This window comes from Flavobacterium cyclinae (genome assembly GCF_021172145.1).
GTDB classification, from domain to species: domain Bacteria; phylum Bacteroidota; class Bacteroidia; order Flavobacteriales; family Flavobacteriaceae; genus Flavobacterium; species Flavobacterium cyclinae.
In genome coordinates this window covers 1569536-1586830 of record NZ_CP089095.1, presented here as the reverse complement: position 1 = coordinate 1586830, position 17295 = coordinate 1569536, and the positions used below count along the sequence as shown (strand labels likewise).

The 17295-nt window shown below is 34.5% G+C and carries 17 protein-coding genes and 1 pseudogene; all 18 read right to left on the bottom strand.

What is annotated here, in order from left to right; all coding sequences use genetic code 11:
* Nucleotide 1: 1 nt before the first annotated feature.
* The 18 genes and pseudogenes from LOS86_RS07385 to LOS86_RS07300 all read right to left on the bottom strand — a co-directional run bounded on the left by LOS86_RS07385 (nt 2) and on the right by LOS86_RS07300 (nt 17286).
* Nucleotides 2–2023: a copper-translocating P-type ATPase gene (locus LOS86_RS07385; RefSeq protein ID WP_231841467.1), complete on the bottom strand. Its 2022-nt coding sequence runs from the start codon at nt 2021–2023 to the stop codon at nt 2–4.
* Between the two features lie 793 nt (nt 2024–2816).
* A complete protein-coding gene (locus tag LOS86_RS07380) occupies nt 2817–3035 on the bottom strand; it encodes a heavy-metal-associated domain-containing protein (protein ID WP_231841466.1) in 219 nt (72 codons plus the stop codon).
* A 36-nt stretch (nt 3036–3071) separates the two neighbouring features.
* Nucleotides 3072–3434, bottom strand: coding sequence for a hypothetical protein (locus LOS86_RS07375; RefSeq protein ID WP_231841465.1), 363 nt, complete (start codon nt 3432–3434; stop codon nt 3072–3074).
* 100 nt (nt 3435–3534) lie between these two features.
* Nucleotides 3535–4476, bottom strand: a complete 942-nt coding sequence (locus LOS86_RS07370) for a cation diffusion facilitator family transporter (RefSeq protein ID WP_231841464.1) — start codon at nt 4474–4476, stop codon at nt 3535–3537.
* A gap of 38 nt (nt 4477–4514) precedes the next feature.
* Nucleotides 4515–6932 carry a heavy metal translocating P-type ATPase gene (locus LOS86_RS07365; protein WP_231841463.1) on the bottom strand — a complete coding sequence of 806 codons (2418 nt, stop codon included), beginning with the start codon at nt 6930–6932 and terminating at the stop codon, nt 4515–4517.
* Between the two features lie 85 nt (nt 6933–7017).
* Nucleotides 7018–7581 (bottom strand): helix-turn-helix domain-containing protein, encoded by a 564-nt coding sequence (locus LOS86_RS07360; protein ID WP_231841462.1) that lies wholly within the window; start codon nt 7579–7581, stop codon nt 7018–7020.
* 406 nt (nt 7582–7987) lie between these two features.
* Nucleotides 7988–8206 (bottom strand): hypothetical protein, encoded by a 219-nt coding sequence (locus LOS86_RS07355; protein ID WP_231841461.1) that lies wholly within the window; start codon nt 8204–8206, stop codon nt 7988–7990.
* 149 nt (nt 8207–8355) lie between these two features.
* A complete protein-coding gene (locus LOS86_RS07350; RefSeq protein ID WP_231841460.1) occupies nt 8356–9747 on the bottom strand; it encodes a DUF6973 domain-containing protein in 1392 nt (463 codons plus the stop codon).
* A 159-nt stretch (nt 9748–9906) separates the two neighbouring features.
* Entirely contained in the window at nt 9907–11166 is a 1260-nt protein-coding gene (locus LOS86_RS07345) for a Y-family DNA polymerase (protein ID WP_231841459.1), read from the bottom strand.
* Nucleotides 11167–11199: 33 nt separating this feature from the next.
* Complete coding sequence (locus tag LOS86_RS07340) at nt 11200–11571, bottom strand: hypothetical protein (RefSeq protein ID WP_231841442.1); 372 nt, start codon at nt 11569–11571, stop codon at nt 11200–11202.
* Nucleotides 11572–11577: 6 nt separating this feature from the next.
* Complete coding sequence (locus LOS86_RS07335) at nt 11578–12027, bottom strand: LexA family protein (RefSeq protein WP_231841458.1); 450 nt, start codon at nt 12025–12027, stop codon at nt 11578–11580.
* A 231-nt stretch (nt 12028–12258) separates the two neighbouring features.
* Nucleotides 12259–14250, bottom strand: a complete 1992-nt coding sequence (locus LOS86_RS07330) for a heavy metal translocating P-type ATPase (RefSeq protein ID WP_231841457.1) — start codon at nt 14248–14250, stop codon at nt 12259–12261.
* A gap of 10 nt (nt 14251–14260) precedes the next feature.
* Entirely contained in the window at nt 14261–14626 is a 366-nt protein-coding gene (locus tag LOS86_RS07325; RefSeq protein WP_231841456.1) for a DUF3703 domain-containing protein, read from the bottom strand.
* A gap of 2 nt (nt 14627–14628) precedes the next feature.
* Nucleotides 14629–14820 carry a hypothetical protein gene (locus LOS86_RS07320; RefSeq protein WP_231841455.1) on the bottom strand — a complete coding sequence of 64 codons (192 nt, stop codon included), beginning with the start codon at nt 14818–14820 and terminating at the stop codon, nt 14629–14631.
* Between the two features lie 199 nt (nt 14821–15019).
* Nucleotides 15020–15238 carry a GDCCVxC domain-containing (seleno)protein gene (locus tag LOS86_RS07315; protein WP_231843923.1) on the bottom strand — a complete coding sequence of 73 codons (219 nt, stop codon included), beginning with the start codon at nt 15236–15238 and terminating at the stop codon, nt 15020–15022.
* A gap of 99 nt (nt 15239–15337) precedes the next feature.
* Nucleotides 15338–15619, bottom strand: a pseudogene (locus LOS86_RS07310) (MerC domain-containing protein); the annotation flags it as partial.
* 19 nt (nt 15620–15638) lie between these two features.
* Nucleotides 15639–15959: a heavy metal-binding domain-containing protein gene (locus LOS86_RS07305; protein WP_231841454.1), complete on the bottom strand. Its 321-nt coding sequence runs from the start codon at nt 15957–15959 to the stop codon at nt 15639–15641.
* Between the two features lie 40 nt (nt 15960–15999).
* Nucleotides 16000–17286, bottom strand: a complete 1287-nt coding sequence (locus LOS86_RS07300; RefSeq protein ID WP_231841453.1) for an efflux RND transporter periplasmic adaptor subunit — start codon at nt 17284–17286, stop codon at nt 16000–16002.
* Between the last annotated feature and the right edge of the window lie 9 nt (nt 17287–17295).

The window sequence follows — 17295 nt, the reverse complement described above, 5'->3', positions numbered from 1 at the left end:
TTTATGAAATTTTTCTTTTTAAAAGTTGTGCATTTATCGCAACCACAATTGTGCTTAAACTCATCAGCACTGCACCAATAGCCGGACTGAGCATAATATCCCATTTGTATAATACACCTGCTGCCAATGGAATAGCAAGAATGTTATAGCCCGCAGCCCACCATAAGTTTTGTATCATTTTGTTGTAGGTAGCTTTTCCAAATAATATCAGGTTGGCGATATCTTTCGGGTCTGAGTTTACCAAAATTATATCTGCTGTTTCGGCTGCTACATCAGTGCCTGAACCAACTGCAATACCAACATCTGCTTGTGCAAGAGCAGGTGCATCATTTACGCCATCGCCTGTCATGGCAATGTATTCACCTTTTTCCTGAAGTTCTTTTACTTTCTCTAATTTATCATGCGGTAATACATTGGCTATGAAGCCGTCCATTTTTAATTCATCGCTTACTTTCATGGCTACTTTTTCGTTGTCGCCTGTAAGCAGCAGGTTCTTAATTCCCGCCTCTTTTAAAATTTGAATGGCTTCAAGAGAGCTTTCTCTTATCTGGTCTGAAAAAGTAAAATACCCCGCAACATTTTTGTCAATCAGAACATAAACAACTGTGCCTGTAAATTCATCAATCGTTTCAGCAATCTTGATGTTTTGTTCGTTCAGGTAATTCGGACCTACTACTTTAATTTCTTTCTCTTCTACAATGCCTTCCAATCCTTTACCCGGCAGGTAATTGAAATTTTCTGATTTTGGAATTGCAATGTTCAATTCCTTTACTTTTCGCAATAAACCCGCTGCGATATAATGTTCAGAATGTTGCTCTATGCCTGATGCCAGACGGAGTAATTCTTTGTCATTAAATTTTGAGTTCAACACTTTTACTTCCTGTAATTCATGAGAACCTTTGGTTAGTGTTCCGGTTTTGTCAAAAATGATAGTTGAAATCAATCGAGCATTTTCAAAAGCTGTTCTGTTGCGAATGAGCAAACCTTTTTGTGCAGCGATTGAAGTTGAAATAGCTACCACCAATGGCACTGCTAAACCCAAAGCATGAGGGCAGGAAATAACCATAACGGTTACCATTCTTTCCAATGCAAACACAAATGGAAACCCTAATAGTAGCCAAACAACTAGCGTTATTACACCACCACCTAAAGCAACAAATGTTAAAACCTTTGCGGCTCGGTCTGCAAAATTTTGAGTTTTGGATTTTATTTTCTGTGCGTCCTCTACCAGTTTCACCACTTTATTCAGATAACTGTCCTTGCCTGTACTAATTACTTTTATGGTGAGTGAACCATTGCTGTTAATTGCTCCGCCAATTACTTTACTTTCCTTTTCTTTTTTCACAGGTTTGCTCTCGCCTGTGAGCATACTTTCGTCAACATAACTTTCCCCTTCTGTCACAATGCCGTCCACAGGAACTTTTTCACCCGGCTTCACCATCACCATATCTCCAATTTTCAATTCACTGACCGGCATATCGTGAATGTGTCCGTCTTTTAGATGATGAGCAGTAGAAGGCATCATCTTAACCAGCAATTCCAACGAACGGGAAGCACCCATGACCGACTTCATTTCAAAGTAATGCCCAATAAGCATAATGTCTATCAGGGTTGCCATTTCCCAATAAAAATCCATACCCTGCAAACCGAAAGTAATAGCTACACTGTATGCCCATGCAACCGTAATTGCTACGCCAATCAGTGTCATCATACCGATGGCTTTATCTTTTACTTCGTCATATAAACCTTTCAGAAAGGGATAACCACCATAAACAAAAATGAAAGTGGAAAGAGTTGCTAATACATATTTGTCGCCTACAAATGTGAATTCAAATCCTAACCACTGTTGTATCATGTGCGATAATGCAAGCACAGGAATGGATACAATCAAACAGATTATAAATCGCTTCCAAAAATCCGCAACATTGTGTCCTGCGTGTTTGTCGTGACCTTCTGCATCATTTGTGGCATGATGGTCGTGTGATTGTTGGCTTTCGGTATGATTATGATGTGAATGTTCCATTTTTGAATTATTTACTAATATGTTTATAAAGTTACCTTAATAAACTGATGGTTATCAAAGTAATTAATGATTGCTGTCAAGTTAAGTAACTCGTTTCTTGAACAGAGCGTGGAAGATTGCACTCTTTTGGCTTTGCCTTCGGGCTGGCATTGTGTGATGGCAGGCAAAGACAAATGTGTGCAATGTGTGTCTGGCTATAATTGAATTAAAAAAAAGTGTGGTAGGAAAAAATAAAAAATACAGAAGGGTCGGCAAAGAGTGTCGGCTTACTCGTTGCTCGTTTAAAATATGGTCTGTATGTTGGTCACTTGTCAAAATGGTATGTCTTTGTGTTTATGTTTAAATTTTGGTCGGTCAGTCGTCTTGTGAACGGTCGTCCTACCATTGGCTATAACGCCCACCAGCTTTACGCAGTGCAGGTGTTTGAAAAACAAATTTTCAACCAAGCACTACTGCAAGCTATTGGCGTTTGATTTGCTAATTTAATCTTTTCAGCAACATCAAACGCCAAATAGCGACATTAGAATTACAAATGCTCAAAACTCAACGTCAGCCTGCATTGCGGAAAACTGATGTTAGTGGCTGTGGCTATTGGTCGTCCGTTGTCTATTGGGTTGTGTGTCGGCTGAAAAAAAAAAGAGGGGGAAGGAAATTTTTTCTCGGGTTGGGAAAAGGCAAGCTCTTTACGCATTTTTATTGGCTTTGTGTGGTTGCCAAAATGCGTAATGTGCTTGCCTGTGTGTTGGATTTATTATCGGAATAACTATTTTGACTACCCGATATTCAAAAGTCTTTACGCTATTGGTTCAGCTTTAAAACCTTTGCTTTTAACGATAGCAATTACTTCTTCTTCCGTAATTCCTTTTGAACTCACGGTAAGGATTTTATCGGCATTATCCGTGTCCACCTTCCAATGGCAGACTCCTTCGGCATTATCTAAATCTGACTTTACTTTTGATACACAACCTCCACAGTTGAGATTGGTTTTGAATTGAAATTCTTTATTTTCCATTTTATTGAATTTTGAATTGTTATTTAATGATTGTTTTTATTTTTTGAGTTTGTCGGCAGGTGGATTATAGTCGGGCAAACTTGTAACTCTTACGGTATCTACTCCGTCAATATCCCAAGTGATAGGTATCATTGTCATATACTCACATTTCGGACACATATCGCCTTGCGAGCCTATCATTTCTTTATGTCCGGGACAACCTGTAATGATATTACCTTCTGCATCAATCAATTCGCCATTTTCATTACGATTGGCTTTTTGTGTTTCCGTACTGCTTACGGCTGTTTCGGTTGCGTGGTCGTGGCCATCGTGTTGGTTGTGGTTGTTACTGTTTCCACAAGATGCAACAAACATCGCTATTGATGCAAGTGCTGCTATTGCTGTTTTTCTTACTATCATTTTTTAAAATTTTAATTGATATTTGATACTGCAAATTTCAGTACATTATCATTCTGCGTTGTTGTGTTATTTATTGTTTGATTTGTGAGATTTACTGAAATCAGTGATGATGTTCGTGTGCTGTTGGTTCTGCCTTTACGCTGCACAATATTGAATTATCGTGTTTGTGTGCAGGTGTTTCCAACTGAATGGTTACGTGATGAACGTTTAAGTGTTCCAAGTCGTGTTCTATTTTACGAAGCATTTTTTCGCTTTCTTCAATCGTCATTTTTTCATTCACAACTGCGTGGCAAGTCAAAGCGTTCAGTCCGCTTGTAATTGTCCAAATATGTAAGTCGTGAATGTTTTGAATACCGTCTGTTTTTAAGATTTTGTCCGTTACTTTTTCTATTTCTACATTATTGGGTGTACCCTCCATAAGTACGTGTACCGATGATTTGGTAACTAAGTATCCGCTTCGCAATACCAATATGGAAACGATAACACTTGCTAGAGGGTCTGCCCAACTCCAACCAAAGAATAGAATGAGCAAAGCTGCGATGATGGCACCAACCGAACCCAACATATCACTGATGACGTGCAGGTACGCTCCACGCATATTGAGGTTTTCCTTTACATCAGCTCCACGCATCATTATCCAAGCTACAAGCACATTGACCAATAAGCCTATAAATGCAATAATGAGCATTCCGTAGGATTGAATTTCGGGCGGATTTTGGAAACGTTCGATTGCTTCATATATAATATAAACTGAAATCAGTATCAGCGTTGCTCCATTGATAATCGCAGCTAATATTTCAAACCGTTTATATCCATACGTTTTACCATAATCGGCTACTTTACTGCTGAATTTAAAAGCCATTAAGGCAATGAACAATGAAATAGCATCGCTCAGCATATGCCCTGCATCTGCCAATAAAGCAAGGCTGTTTGTAATCAAACCACCGATAACCTCTACTGCCATATAAGTCGTAATAATAACAAGGCTGATGGTTAAGGTTTTTTTGTTCGAACTGTGCGAATGGTTGTGTTCTTGTCCCATATTTTTCTTTTTATCCGTTACTATTTTGGTTCAATGCTTTACTTTTTCCATTTTAACCGCAAACTGTTACTTACCACGCTCACAGAACTCAATGCCATTGCTGCTCCTGCAATCATTGGATTAAGTAAAAATCCATTTATCGGGTAGAGAATACCTGCTGCAATTGGAATACCGATAAGGTTATAGATAAATGCCCAGAACAAGTTTTGTTTAATAGTAGCTACAGTTTGTTTTGAAAGCCTAATTGCTTGTGGAATCTTGGTAAGATCTGATGAAATGATTGTCATTTTGGCTACGTCCATTGCTATATCCGAACCTTTACCCATCGCTATACTCACATCTGCTGTTGCCAATGCGGTACTGTCATTGATACCGTCCCCAACCATTGCAACAGTTTTGCCTTGTTGTTGCAATTCTTTTACAAAATCGGCTTTGTGTTGTGGCAATACTTCGGCTTTATAGTGTCTGATGCCTGTCTGCTCTGCTATGGCTTTTGCTGTGGCTTCGTTATCGCCTGTAAGCATATACAAATCAATACCCATTTCCTGCATTTCCTTTATGGCTGCTACCGATGTTTCTTTTATCTTATCAGAAATAGCAATTACAGATAGAGCTTGTTTGCTGTCTGAAAACCAAATAACGGTTTTCGATTGTTTGCCCCATTCATCGGCTTGTTGTTGTAATTGGTTTGGAATATTGATGTTGTTTTCTGCCAATAGTTTTTTATTGCCTACAAGATAGGTTTCGTTATTATGATTGGCTTTTGCTCCTTTACCTGTAATGCTATCGAAGTCTGATAATGGAGTAGCTGTAACACCGTCCAAATGTTTTACCACGGCTTCTGCCAAAGGGTGTTCTGATTGCTTTTCGATACTCAAAAGAATATCTTTTGCGGTATCATCATTGTTGAGCCATTGAATGCCTGTTACCTGTGGTCTGCCCTCTGTAATTGTTCCTGTTTTGTCTAATATGATTGCATCTACTTTTTTGGCTAATTCAAGGCTTTCAGCATCTTTTATTAAAATACCTTTTTCAGCACCTTTGCCAACGCCTACCATAATTGCCGTAGGGGTAGCCAATCCCAACGCACAAGGACAAGCAATAACCAATACGGTAACGGCTGCTAATAATCCCTGTACAACTCCGTTATCGCCTCCTAAAAAGAACCATAATATAAATGTGAGAATGGCAATGCCGATAACTACGGGGACAAAGATACCCGCAATCTTATCTACCAATTTTTGTACAGGTGCTTTGCTTCCTTGTGCATCTTGTACCATTTTGATAATCTGAGCAAGCATTGTTTCCTTTCCAACCTTAACGGCTTCAAACTGAAAGCTGCCTTTTTGGTTTATCGTTCCTGCAAATACTTTTTCGTTTTCTTTTTTCAATACAGGTACAGGTTCACCACTCAACATACTTTCATCAACATAGGAATTACCTGAAGTAACCATACCGTCCACTGCAATTTTTTCACCTGGTTTTACCAAGATAATATCGCCTGTGTTCACATCTTCGATAGCAGTTTGTTTTTCTGTTCCGTCTGCTTGTATTACGATAACTGTTTTGGGTTGCAATCCCATTAGTTTTTTAATGGCTGATGATGTATTTCCTTTGGCTTTTTCTTCCAATAATTTACCCAACAGAATAAAAGCTATAATGACAGCCGCTGCTTCAAAATAAACGTGTGCGTGTAATCCTCTCTGATGCCAAAAGTCGGCAAACAACATATTGAACACACTAAAAATATAGGCAATACCTGTACTCAACGCTACAAGCGTGTCCATATTGGCAGAACGGTGTTTGGCTTGTTTCCACGCATTTGTAAAAAAGTCCCTGCCCAACCATAATACAACGGGTGTAGAGAATGCCCACATAATTTCATTGCCATAAGGCATATCCATAAAAAACATTCCAATTACAACAACAGGTAAGGATAAGACAACTGCCCAAATGGTTTTCGTCTTTAATTGTTTGAATTTCTTTTCGTGGATTGCTTCTAATGTTTCCTGCTGTTTGGTTTCATCTTCAATCAGCAAATCATAACCGATAGACTGTACCGCTTTTTGTAGCTTGGTGGCATCGGTCATATTGGGCAGGTATTCAACGGTAAGATTACCTGTTGCAAAGTTTACGGAAGCATTTACAACGCCCTCCTGATACTTTACAATACTTTCGGCACTTCCTGCACAAGATGCACAAGTCATACCCAAAACAGGAAAGGAATTTTTTACAGTGGAAACGCCATAACCCAACTCTTTTATAGCTTTAACCGCTTCACCTACTGCTTCGGTATCTGTTACTGTTATAGCTGCTCTGCGGTTGTTTAGTTCTACTTTGTGGGTTTCTACTCCCTTAACCTGTGCCAATCCTTTTTCAACGATTAAAGCACAATGTTCGCTTTCGACATCTTCTAACGGAAGATAGATGATTTCTTTATTATTATTTGCTGCCATTTTGCGATTGTTTTAATTAACACTGCAAAGTTGGCAATTATAATAGTGGTGGCTATTGTGGAATTTTGGGATTGATTTGTAAGATTTACAAACTGTCTACCGGCTTCCTTTTATCTACCTTTATTTGTTTGAAATGGCTCGGTGTTAGCCCTGTTACTTTTTTGAATTGATTGCTTAAATACGCCACACTCGAATAGTTCAGACGAAAGGCAATTTCACTCAAAGACAATTCATCATATACCAATAGTTCTTTTACCTTTTCTATCTTCTGGGCAATAAAATATTTTTCAATGGTTGTACCCTCTACTTCTGAAAAAAGGTTGGATAAATAATTATAATCGTGGTATAACTTACTGCTTAATACATCTGAAAGATTGGTTTTAATATCGTTGTCCTGATGATGTACCAAGTCAATAATTATATTCTTTATCTGCTCAATGATACGGCTTTTTTTATCGTCAATGATTTCAAAACCCAATGGAATTAAAACCTTATCTAAATTGCTTTTTTCTTCGGGTGTGGGTTCTTTGGCAAGCATAACTTCCCCTAATTTGATATTCTTTACATCAAAGTCCAATTTATCCAATTCATTTTGCACCACCATAATACAACGGTTGCAAACCATATTTTTAATAAAGAGTGTTGTCATATTTATTTCTTACTCACGTTATTTCGTTACAAAGTTAGAAAATGTTTTAAAAATAGTTTGGGGTGGTGGGTGGGCTTTGGTCGGCTTGGCTCTTTTGGTTTTTTGAAGCGTTGGTTTGTGTGTCGGGAAAAACCAAATGTGCCAAATGCGTTGGCAAAAAATTTCCTTTCCTGTGCGTTGGGTATTTTTTATTTTTTTCTGTGTCGGACTGTTGTCTGGTCAGGTGTCGAAGTGTCGGTTCGGGTAGTCGTCCTGTCATTGCCACTAACGTTCTGCGGCTTGCTCTCAGTGGCGTTGCACTAACACCAAGCCATTACAAATATAACAAAACATTCCATTGAGCAGAGGATTTTCCGTAGGAAAATCCGGAAGTAGCCATTGAAGCAAACTGTTGTTGTAGGCTGTATTAATTTTCTTCTACTGTTTCAATATCAACTTCATCCACTTTACCATTATTAAAACTTATTGTTAAAAAATAGAATTCAGCCCTTAAATATCCTTTATATCCTAATAAATATTTCCATTTATTCTTTATTGGTACATTATGGTATTTGCCTAATTCATTCAGTATTTCAATAGAATCTTTACCAATTAGCATTCTGCTCTCAATTATATTGTTAGCCATATTTATCCTAATGTTTGGATTATTGTTCCACTCTTTTTGGTTATAAACTTTACTTGAAAAATCAGGTTTTAAAAAATAAAAGAAGCAAAGAATAATAATGAGAATTGCTGCAAATAATAGTATAAATTTTGTTTTCATAGGATTTTAGATTAGTCAGTAGGTGTTAAAACTCCATTAAGTATAAAAAGTAAATGTCCAACATAAACCTCAATTAAAATTGAATCAGCTATAACGGAATCACTTGTTAGAAAATTAAATGACATTATTAAAGCTTTTTCTCGACCTTTTAGGTTATTATGTAAATCCATTTGTCTTGGTAAACCACTTGAATATGCTTCATGAGCATCAGTAAATATTTGAGTAATATTTGAACCAAATTCAGCAGTACCTAATGCATTCCAATAAGCATGTCTAAATGCGTCGGCTCTTCCGTCTTCAATACCTGTTAGAGTGTTATTAAGAACTAACTGTTGAGTTTTGTTAAGAGCAGTTGTAGAATTCTGAATATGTAATAATGCTTTGTCTGGAAATAAGCTAAAAGCGAGTAATTCAGCTGGATTTGGGTCTTCTTCTAAAACTTCAAAATTGGAAGTCATATAATCATTATCTTTCCACCATTCAAAAGGCATTCCATTATTTTTTCCTGGATAATCTGTTGATGTATATATAGTTTGTGGATTAGCTGCTAATACTCCAATCAACTCATTTATAAACTGTTGCGCTTCGGTTTTAATTTCGCCATTCTTTATATTTTGTGTTAAATAATTTAGGATATCATTTTTTACGTTATTATCAGCATTATTCCACCAAATAGTTTGTGTAGGAGAAAGATTAGCAATAAAAATAGCAATTTCAGGACTTAAAGTTGGAAATACAGGTTCAGTGTATGGTTCTGGTATAGGATTAGGATTATTGCTGCCAGAACTACTTCCACCACCTGAATTATCGTCACAAGGAACTGTATAAGTAGACATACTCCATTCAATAAATGGATAAACACAATGAGCTAAGCTATTTAAATTATGTTGACCAGAAGGACAAGTCCAACCAGTTTCAGTACAAATGTTTTCTGTTGAGTTTGTATAGCTACTTAAAGGAATGTTATTAACATCGACTAATACATTTGTATTTTGATGATTATGAATATCATCTTTCCATTGTTCTAATTGAGATGAAGAATATTGTACCAAATGATAATCAAAACCATTATTGTTTTCAATTGCAACAAGGTTTGTTAAGGTGTCAGTTTCATTTATATTTAGAGAAAAAGTATAAGTTTTATTACCATTACTTTGAGAAATCTCTGTAATGCTCTCGGTGTTTATAAGGCTTAAATAGTCTGTAGAATTTTTTGCATGATTAATGTTATGTTGTCTGTTTTGAATTGAATTAAAAAGATTAGGAATTTCAGATAATTTTACTTCACGTTTAATGTTTTTTTCTATATTGGAAGGAGAATTTTCGTCTTTCTCACAACTCAGCAGAAGTAAAGAAAATAAAAATAAAGTAATTTTACTTAATTGATTTAATTTAATTTTCATTTTGAACGTTGTTTAGGTTACATTTTTTTTAAGTTAGTTGGGCAAATATAGCCTACAACTTGTTTATATGCGAAACTTTCAGACTACTTTTATTCCAAATTGGCAAGATTGGCGAAAGTTTTGTATTGATTTATTTTATTATCAAATATAATAATTTTTTTAAATTTTAATTGTTATAATCTCATCAATTCTTGTGGTGTAGGATTTTGAAAGTTTTTCTTGTTTCATTTTCCATTGTCTGCCGAGGGATTGATTGGCGAACTTGATTTTGTTTTTGCCGTAGGCTCTATTAAGTTTATCAACTACTGACATTAAAGGCTGATGTTTTGGATTTGAGGTGTTGAATAGTGATAATTGGGTTTGGTCATTTGGAGTTAATCCCATTACTATTACTCCTGCCTTTTTGTAATTGTAGCCTTCTTTGAATATTGCTTTTAATCCAATTTGAGCGTATTTGTTTAGCTCTATTGTGGAGTTTGTTGGGAAATCGGTGTTGATTACTATGTTTCTTGAGTATTGAGGTTGGTCCTTTCTGAAATAATTGGTGTGAAGAAAAACCATTATCATGTTACAATGACTGTTTTGTCTTCTTAGTTTTTCGGCACAAGAAGTTGTGAACGTTGCTACGCGTTCGGAAATATCTTCAATTTTAGTAATGGGTTTTTCAAATGATCTTGTTGTAGCAATCATTTTTTTACTCTTTGGAGTTTCTAAATCCAATGTTGGTTTTCCTTCCAATTCGTGTTTTAACCTCAACCCTACTACTGCCATTTCTTTTCTAACCCAATCATCGTGTAATTGAGTGAATTGATATGCATTAAAAACATTTAATGCTTGTAAGCGTTTAGCGTGTTTTCTTCCAATACCCCAAACATCTTCAATTTTAGTCCATTTAAGAGCTTTTATTCTTTTTTCTTCTGTATCTATCAAATAGACACTTTTTGTTCTTTCTGGGAACTTCTTTGCTATTTTATTGGCTACTTTAGCTAATGCTTTTGTTGGTGCAAATCCTACACTGATTGGGATACCTGTGTTTTTGGTAACGGTCTTTTGAATCTTAATTCCGTACTCTTCAAGGTTAAAGAATTCAAATCCTTGGAATTTTAGAAAAGCTTCATCAATACTATAGACTTCTATTTCCGGTGTGTAGGTTGCAAGGATGTTCATTACTCTGCTGCTCATGTCACCATACAAGGCATAGTTTGAAGAATAGACAAATACATTATTGTCTTCGAATAGTTTTTTGAATTCGAATGCAGGAGCTCCCATTGGAATGCCTAATGCTTTAGCTTCGTTAGAACGCGCAATAACACAACCATCATTATTGGAAAGTATTACTACTGGTTTTCCAATTAAATGTGGTTCGAATACTCTTTGACAAGAGGCGTAAAAGTTGTTGCAGTCTACTAAGGCAAACATTTTATATAGTGTTCAGTGTTCAGTTACTAGTGTTCAGTTTTTGGAAATAATTTCTAAGTATTCTTCAATTAATTTAAAGTTAGTAATATCGGAACTTTCTATTTTGAGAGTTTTTCTATCTCCGTTACTAATATCCCAAAGTATAAGATAACTATCTCGACCATCCCAAAACATTTCTAATTCTTTCGTTTTGATATACCAAGATTTATAAGCCTCAAATGTGTAATTTGAATCTTTTACATCCTGAATAAAAAAGAGAAAAATATCGTAAACAAGCTTTGAAAATGTATTGTAATTTGCTGCTTCTATTTTGATAATATCCTCAATAAATTTATAATCTTCTTTACTAGCTGTTTTGGATTTTATTCTTTCTAAATGATTGATAATTAAATTAAATCTATCCATAACTAACTAAAATGTTTTAATGCTATGGATTACAATTCCCCAAATCATTAGTTCGTTTTCTTCGGTGACTTTTATGGGTTTGTAGTCTTCATTTTCGGCTATTAACCAAACTATGTCGTTTTCTTTTTTGATTCTTTTTACTGTAAAATCTCCATCTATTTGACAAATAGCTATTTTACCATCTTGTGGTTCTAAGCTTTTATCAATTATTAGTAAATCACCATTGAAAATACCTGCGTTTTTCATGGAATCCCCTTTTACTTTAGCGAAAAAAGTACTGTCTTTATGTTTTATTAATTCTCTGTTTAAGTCGATTGTTAATTCGATAAAGTCATCTGCAGGAGAAGGGAATCCGGCACTAATACCTACATCAACATATGGAACCTCCAATTCTGTTGAGAAATCAGGCGTGTAAAAATCTAGTATTGTTGTAGTATGTAAACTTCTTAACTTCATAGTTCTACAAAATTAAGTAAGTATTGTAATAGAAAATAGTAATGTTGTAAAAATAGTTATTAACGAAATGAAGCAAACGGCAGCATTGATGCTAGGAATACTTGGATACCGATTGTTTTCGGTACAGGCATAGGAGCGATTTTTGTGCATATGAATGAGGTAATGAATATATACAAAAAAAAGATGCTTACTTAAATTAGTAAACATCTTTTTATAACTATATAATTAACTTTAAAACTTCATCCTTTGTATTCTAACCGCATTTAAAATAGCTAATAACGCCACACCGACATCTGCAAAAACGGCTTCCCACATGGTGGCTAATCCACCTGCACCGAGGATTAAAACTATTGCTTTAACACCAAATGCTAAAATGATATTCTGCCAAACAATTTTCTTGGTTTGCTTGCCTATATTTATAGCCATTGGAATTTTACTTGGTTTATCATCTTGAATGACAACATCAGCGGTTTCTATGGTGGCATCGCTTCCTAAACCACCCATTGCTATTCCGACATTACTTAATGCGACCACTGGTGCATCGTTTACACCATCGCCAACAAAAGCAACTGTTTCTTTTTTTGCAATGATTTCTTTTACTTTATTTACTTTATCTTCGGGTAATAAATCTCCAAAAGCATTAGTGATTCCGAGTTTTTGAGCTACAAACTGGACAACTGTGGTTTTATCACCACTTAACATTGTGGTTTTTACTCCTAATGCTTTTAATTTATCAATTGTGATTTGTGCATCTTCTTTGATACTATCTGCAATGGTTAAATATCCAACAAATTTTTTATCGTAAGCTACAGCAATTAATGTATAAACGATACTTGATGGATCAATATCATACGAAATAGAGAATTTGTCCATTAGTTTGAAATTACCCACTAATAATTCTTTACTATTTACATAGGCTTTTAATCCGTGTCCTGATATTTCTTCTACATCTTTTAGTGTTATAGTACTATCAATATTTCCAACAAATTGATGAATGGCAGTTGCTACAGGGTGTGTACTTTGACTTTCTAAAGCATTTACCAATTGTAAGATTTCATCTTTGTTGAAATCGGAATTAAAAATAACTTCTTGCACTTTAAAAACTCCTTCCGTCATTGTACCTGTTTTATCCATTACAACATTTTGAACCGAAGCCATAACATCAAGGAAGTTACTTCCTTTGAAAAGAATTCCGTTTTTAGAAGCTGCTCCAATTCCACCAAAATATCCTAAAGGAATACTTATAACTAATGCACAAGGACATGAAATAACTAAGAAAACTAAAGCTCGATACAACCAATCTCTAAACTGGTAATTTTCTACAAATAACATCGGTACAACACATATTGCGATAGCTAAAGCAACTACAATTGGTGTATATATTTTGGCAAACTTTCTGATAAATAATTCGGTTGGTGCTTTTTTGGCAGTAGCATCTTGCACCATTTCGAGAATTTTTGACAATTTACTATCGGTGTAAGCAACAGTCACTTTTACTTGACAAACCGAATTTAAGTTTATCATTCCTGCTAAAACAGTTTCGCCTTTTGCTTTTGTGTCTGGTTTACTTTCTCCTGTTAATGCAGCCGTATTGAAAGAAGCAGTATCTGAAAGTAATTCGCCATCTAATCCTAATTTTTCACCTGCTTTTAATTGAATAATATCTCCAATCTTTGCATTTGATGCTTTGATTGTTTTAGCAACATTATTTTCGAGAATAGTTACTTCGTCTGGTCGTTGGTCGAGTAAGGTTTTGATATTGGCTTTAGCTCTTTTTACGGCTAATGCTTGAAAGATTTCGCCAATGGCATAAAATAACATTACTGCTACACCTTCGGGAAATTCGGCAATTGCAAAAGCACCAATTGTAGCAATACTCATTAATAGAAATTCTGAAAAAATATCGCCCTTTTTGATGCTTTCAAATGCATCTTTTATAACAGGAAAACCAACTGGAATGTACGCTAAAATATACCAACCTATTCTAATATAACCTGTAAACCAAGATGGGGTAAAATAGTTATCCAATCCAATGGCAAACATCAATAACACCAAGCTCATAATTGCTGGCAAAAACATTTGAAACGTAGATTTTTCTTGGTTAGAATGGTCGTGGTCGTGACCATCACCATCAGAATGATGTTCACTATCATTATTAATCTTATCTTCTAATGAACAACAAATTTGTTTTCCATCTTTGTCATAAATGTGTTTATGTTCCATACTATATAAATTAAGCGTTCAACTTTAAAATTTCTTGAATATCCTCTGGTATTTCCATTGTTTTTAAAGGTGGTACATTCGCACCACCTGTATTACCTACTGGAATATGACCAACAAATGATTTTACTCCACCTACCAATAATCTTGGTATTTGACCAACTACTTCTTTAGTGCTTTTTATTTTAATACCAAATTGTAACATTTTCCAATGAACAAAGGAATGCTCATAAGGATATTTTTGTCCGATGATGTGTGCTCTCTCTAAATGAAGCCAAGCATTTTGCAAATTATCTTGCTTTAAATTGTCTTTAACCATTTCTAACTCTTTTTGATAAAAAGGAATAAGTTTATTTGGCATTTTAATATAAAGCTTCATACTTATGCCTTACAACAACCGTCTAAACTTTTATAAGCTTCTGGGTCAGCTTTTACTTCATCTGCATCATATCCTAATTTAGAAATACCCTCTTTAATTGCTTGTAAAGTAGTTTTCTTTGAATTATAATAAATTGTAAAAGTCATAGCTTCATCATCTAACTCATACATTTTTACACCTTTTATTTTAAGCATTTCTGTTTTGAATTTTTGACCGAAGGTTTCACATTCTTTACAATGGTCTCAATGTAAGAAAGTTTTGATAACTGCTTTTTGGGTTGTTTTTTGAGCTGAAGTAAAATTTGAAAAGAAAAATATTGATACAACTAATACGATAGATTTTAATACTGAATTTTTCATGTTTTATTTATTTTTTGATTATTTTTATTATATTTTAACAACATTTTATTTCTGCTTGAATAGGTGGACATTTTACAGAACCATAACTACAATAAACACAACAATCACCTCCTAATGGCTTGAGTACTTTTTTGCATTTTACACATTCGTAAAAGTACTGACAAGCATCTGTTGGCATTAACTCGTCTTTTTTATGACCACAATTTGGACAAGTTAAAGTTGATTTTAATTCGACTGTTTTGCCTTCATAAATTGTACATGTTTTACAGTTTTTTTGTATTTTATTTTGATAATAATTTACAATTGTAGCCACTAAAATTCCGAACATTCCTATATAAATAAGTGATATGTAATTATTAGCAAAGAAACCGTAAAAGATTAACCCACCACTTGGAATTGCAATAATTAAAGGATACATACAATTATGTTTTGTATAAGAAATGTAAAATCCTATTAAAGAAATAGCTACCATTATCATAAATACCCACATTGTCCAACCTCCAAAAAGCTCAAAACTTCCTAATCCAAGTGCAGATGCTCCAAAAGCAAATAATGGAAAACAACAAGGCGAGAAAAAGGCTGTAATAAAAAGCCCTATTGTCCCCAATTTATCTATGTTAGATTTTATTTTCATAGATTTAATATTTCAAATATTAATGATTATGTCCTTCATGGTTTTCTTCAGAATGGTCGTGTCCTTCATGGTTTTCAGTTGCATGATCATGACCTTCGTGGTTTTCAGCTTTCGCTTCTATTAATTCCATTTTACAAACAGGACAAGTTCCTTTTTCATCATAAGTTTTACCTTTTTCACAATCCATTGGGCATTCATAAGCTACTTTATGCTCTTCACCCTCTTTATGATTGTGTCCTTCGTGTTCTGTTGCTGTTTTTGTAGTTTCTTCTTTTTTATTACAAGAAACCGTTGTACCTAAAGCAATGGCAAGTGCCATAATTACAATTGATTTTTTCATGATAATTTAGTTTATTTATATTAATTGTTATTTAAAAATATTAATGTTCATGACCACCACCACCTTCGTTTTTAATTAAATGGCTTTGAATGTAATACGCTCCTTTTAAAACAATCTTTGCATTAGCATCGATTTTTTGTAATAAAGTAACTTGTGTATATCCTAATTGCGTGGTACCTGATTTTATCTCAATACGTTGAAAATGGAATGTTTTACCTTCTGTTTCTTCGTGTTCGTGTCCGTCTTCATGATTATGCCCTTCTTTTTCATCGTGAGCTTCTTTTTTATGTCCTTCTTCTAAAACAAAAATAAACTCGCGTCCATCAGCCTTAATAATAGCTTCATTTGGTAATGCTTTTACGTTATTTGAACCTACATCTATAAGCGCATTTACATACATTCCTGGTATTAATTTTTGTTGGTTGTTTGAAATATTTGCATGTACAGCTACTGATTTTGTATCGTTTTCAAAAGATTTACCCACACTAAATATTTTTCCTTTTACCTCCGAATTATCTTGATTCACTAAAACAAAACGTACATTTTGACCAATTTTTACTTTAAATAAATCTTTTTCATAGACTAATAAATCTACGTGCATTTTTGAATTATCCACAATATTCATTAGTGGTTTACCTGCTTCTACATTACTTCCAATTTTAATATAAATTTCGGTTAAGTTTCCAGAAATTGGAGCAAGCACAGGAACGGTTGCTGTTGCGTTTCCATTACCACTAATGTTTAAAGTATTTAATTGTTTTTGCAGCGAATTAAATCGTGCACTTTCAATTTCGTATTCTGCCTTTGTTTTTTGAAACGTTTTTTTAGAATTTACTTCTTCATCGCTTAATGTTTTTTGTCTTTCAAATTCTAATTTTAAAAACTCCAAATTGCTCTTTGAAGTTAAATAGGCTTCTTGCAATTTAGTAAATTCTGGACTTTCAATAGTTGCAATGGTTTGCCCTTTGCTTACATATTGTCCTTCTGACACATTAATAGTTTTTACAATTCCTGAAGTATAAACAGAAACATCGGCTTGATTTTGTGGTGGTAACTTGGTATAGCCATTAACACTTATTACTTCGCTTAAATTTTTATCTGAAAAAGTACCTAATTCGATACTTGATGCTTTAAACTGTGCTTCGTTTAGTTCTACTTCTTTTATAGCTGTAGGCTCTTTTTCATCTGAATGACTTTCTTCTGTATGTGTTTCGCCATCAGCATGGTCATGTCCATCACCTTCCGTATGACGCAAAGAAAAATATAAAATAATAGCAAGGATTATTGCTCCAACTATTGATGCATATATGATATTTGATTTCTTCATTTCTGTTTA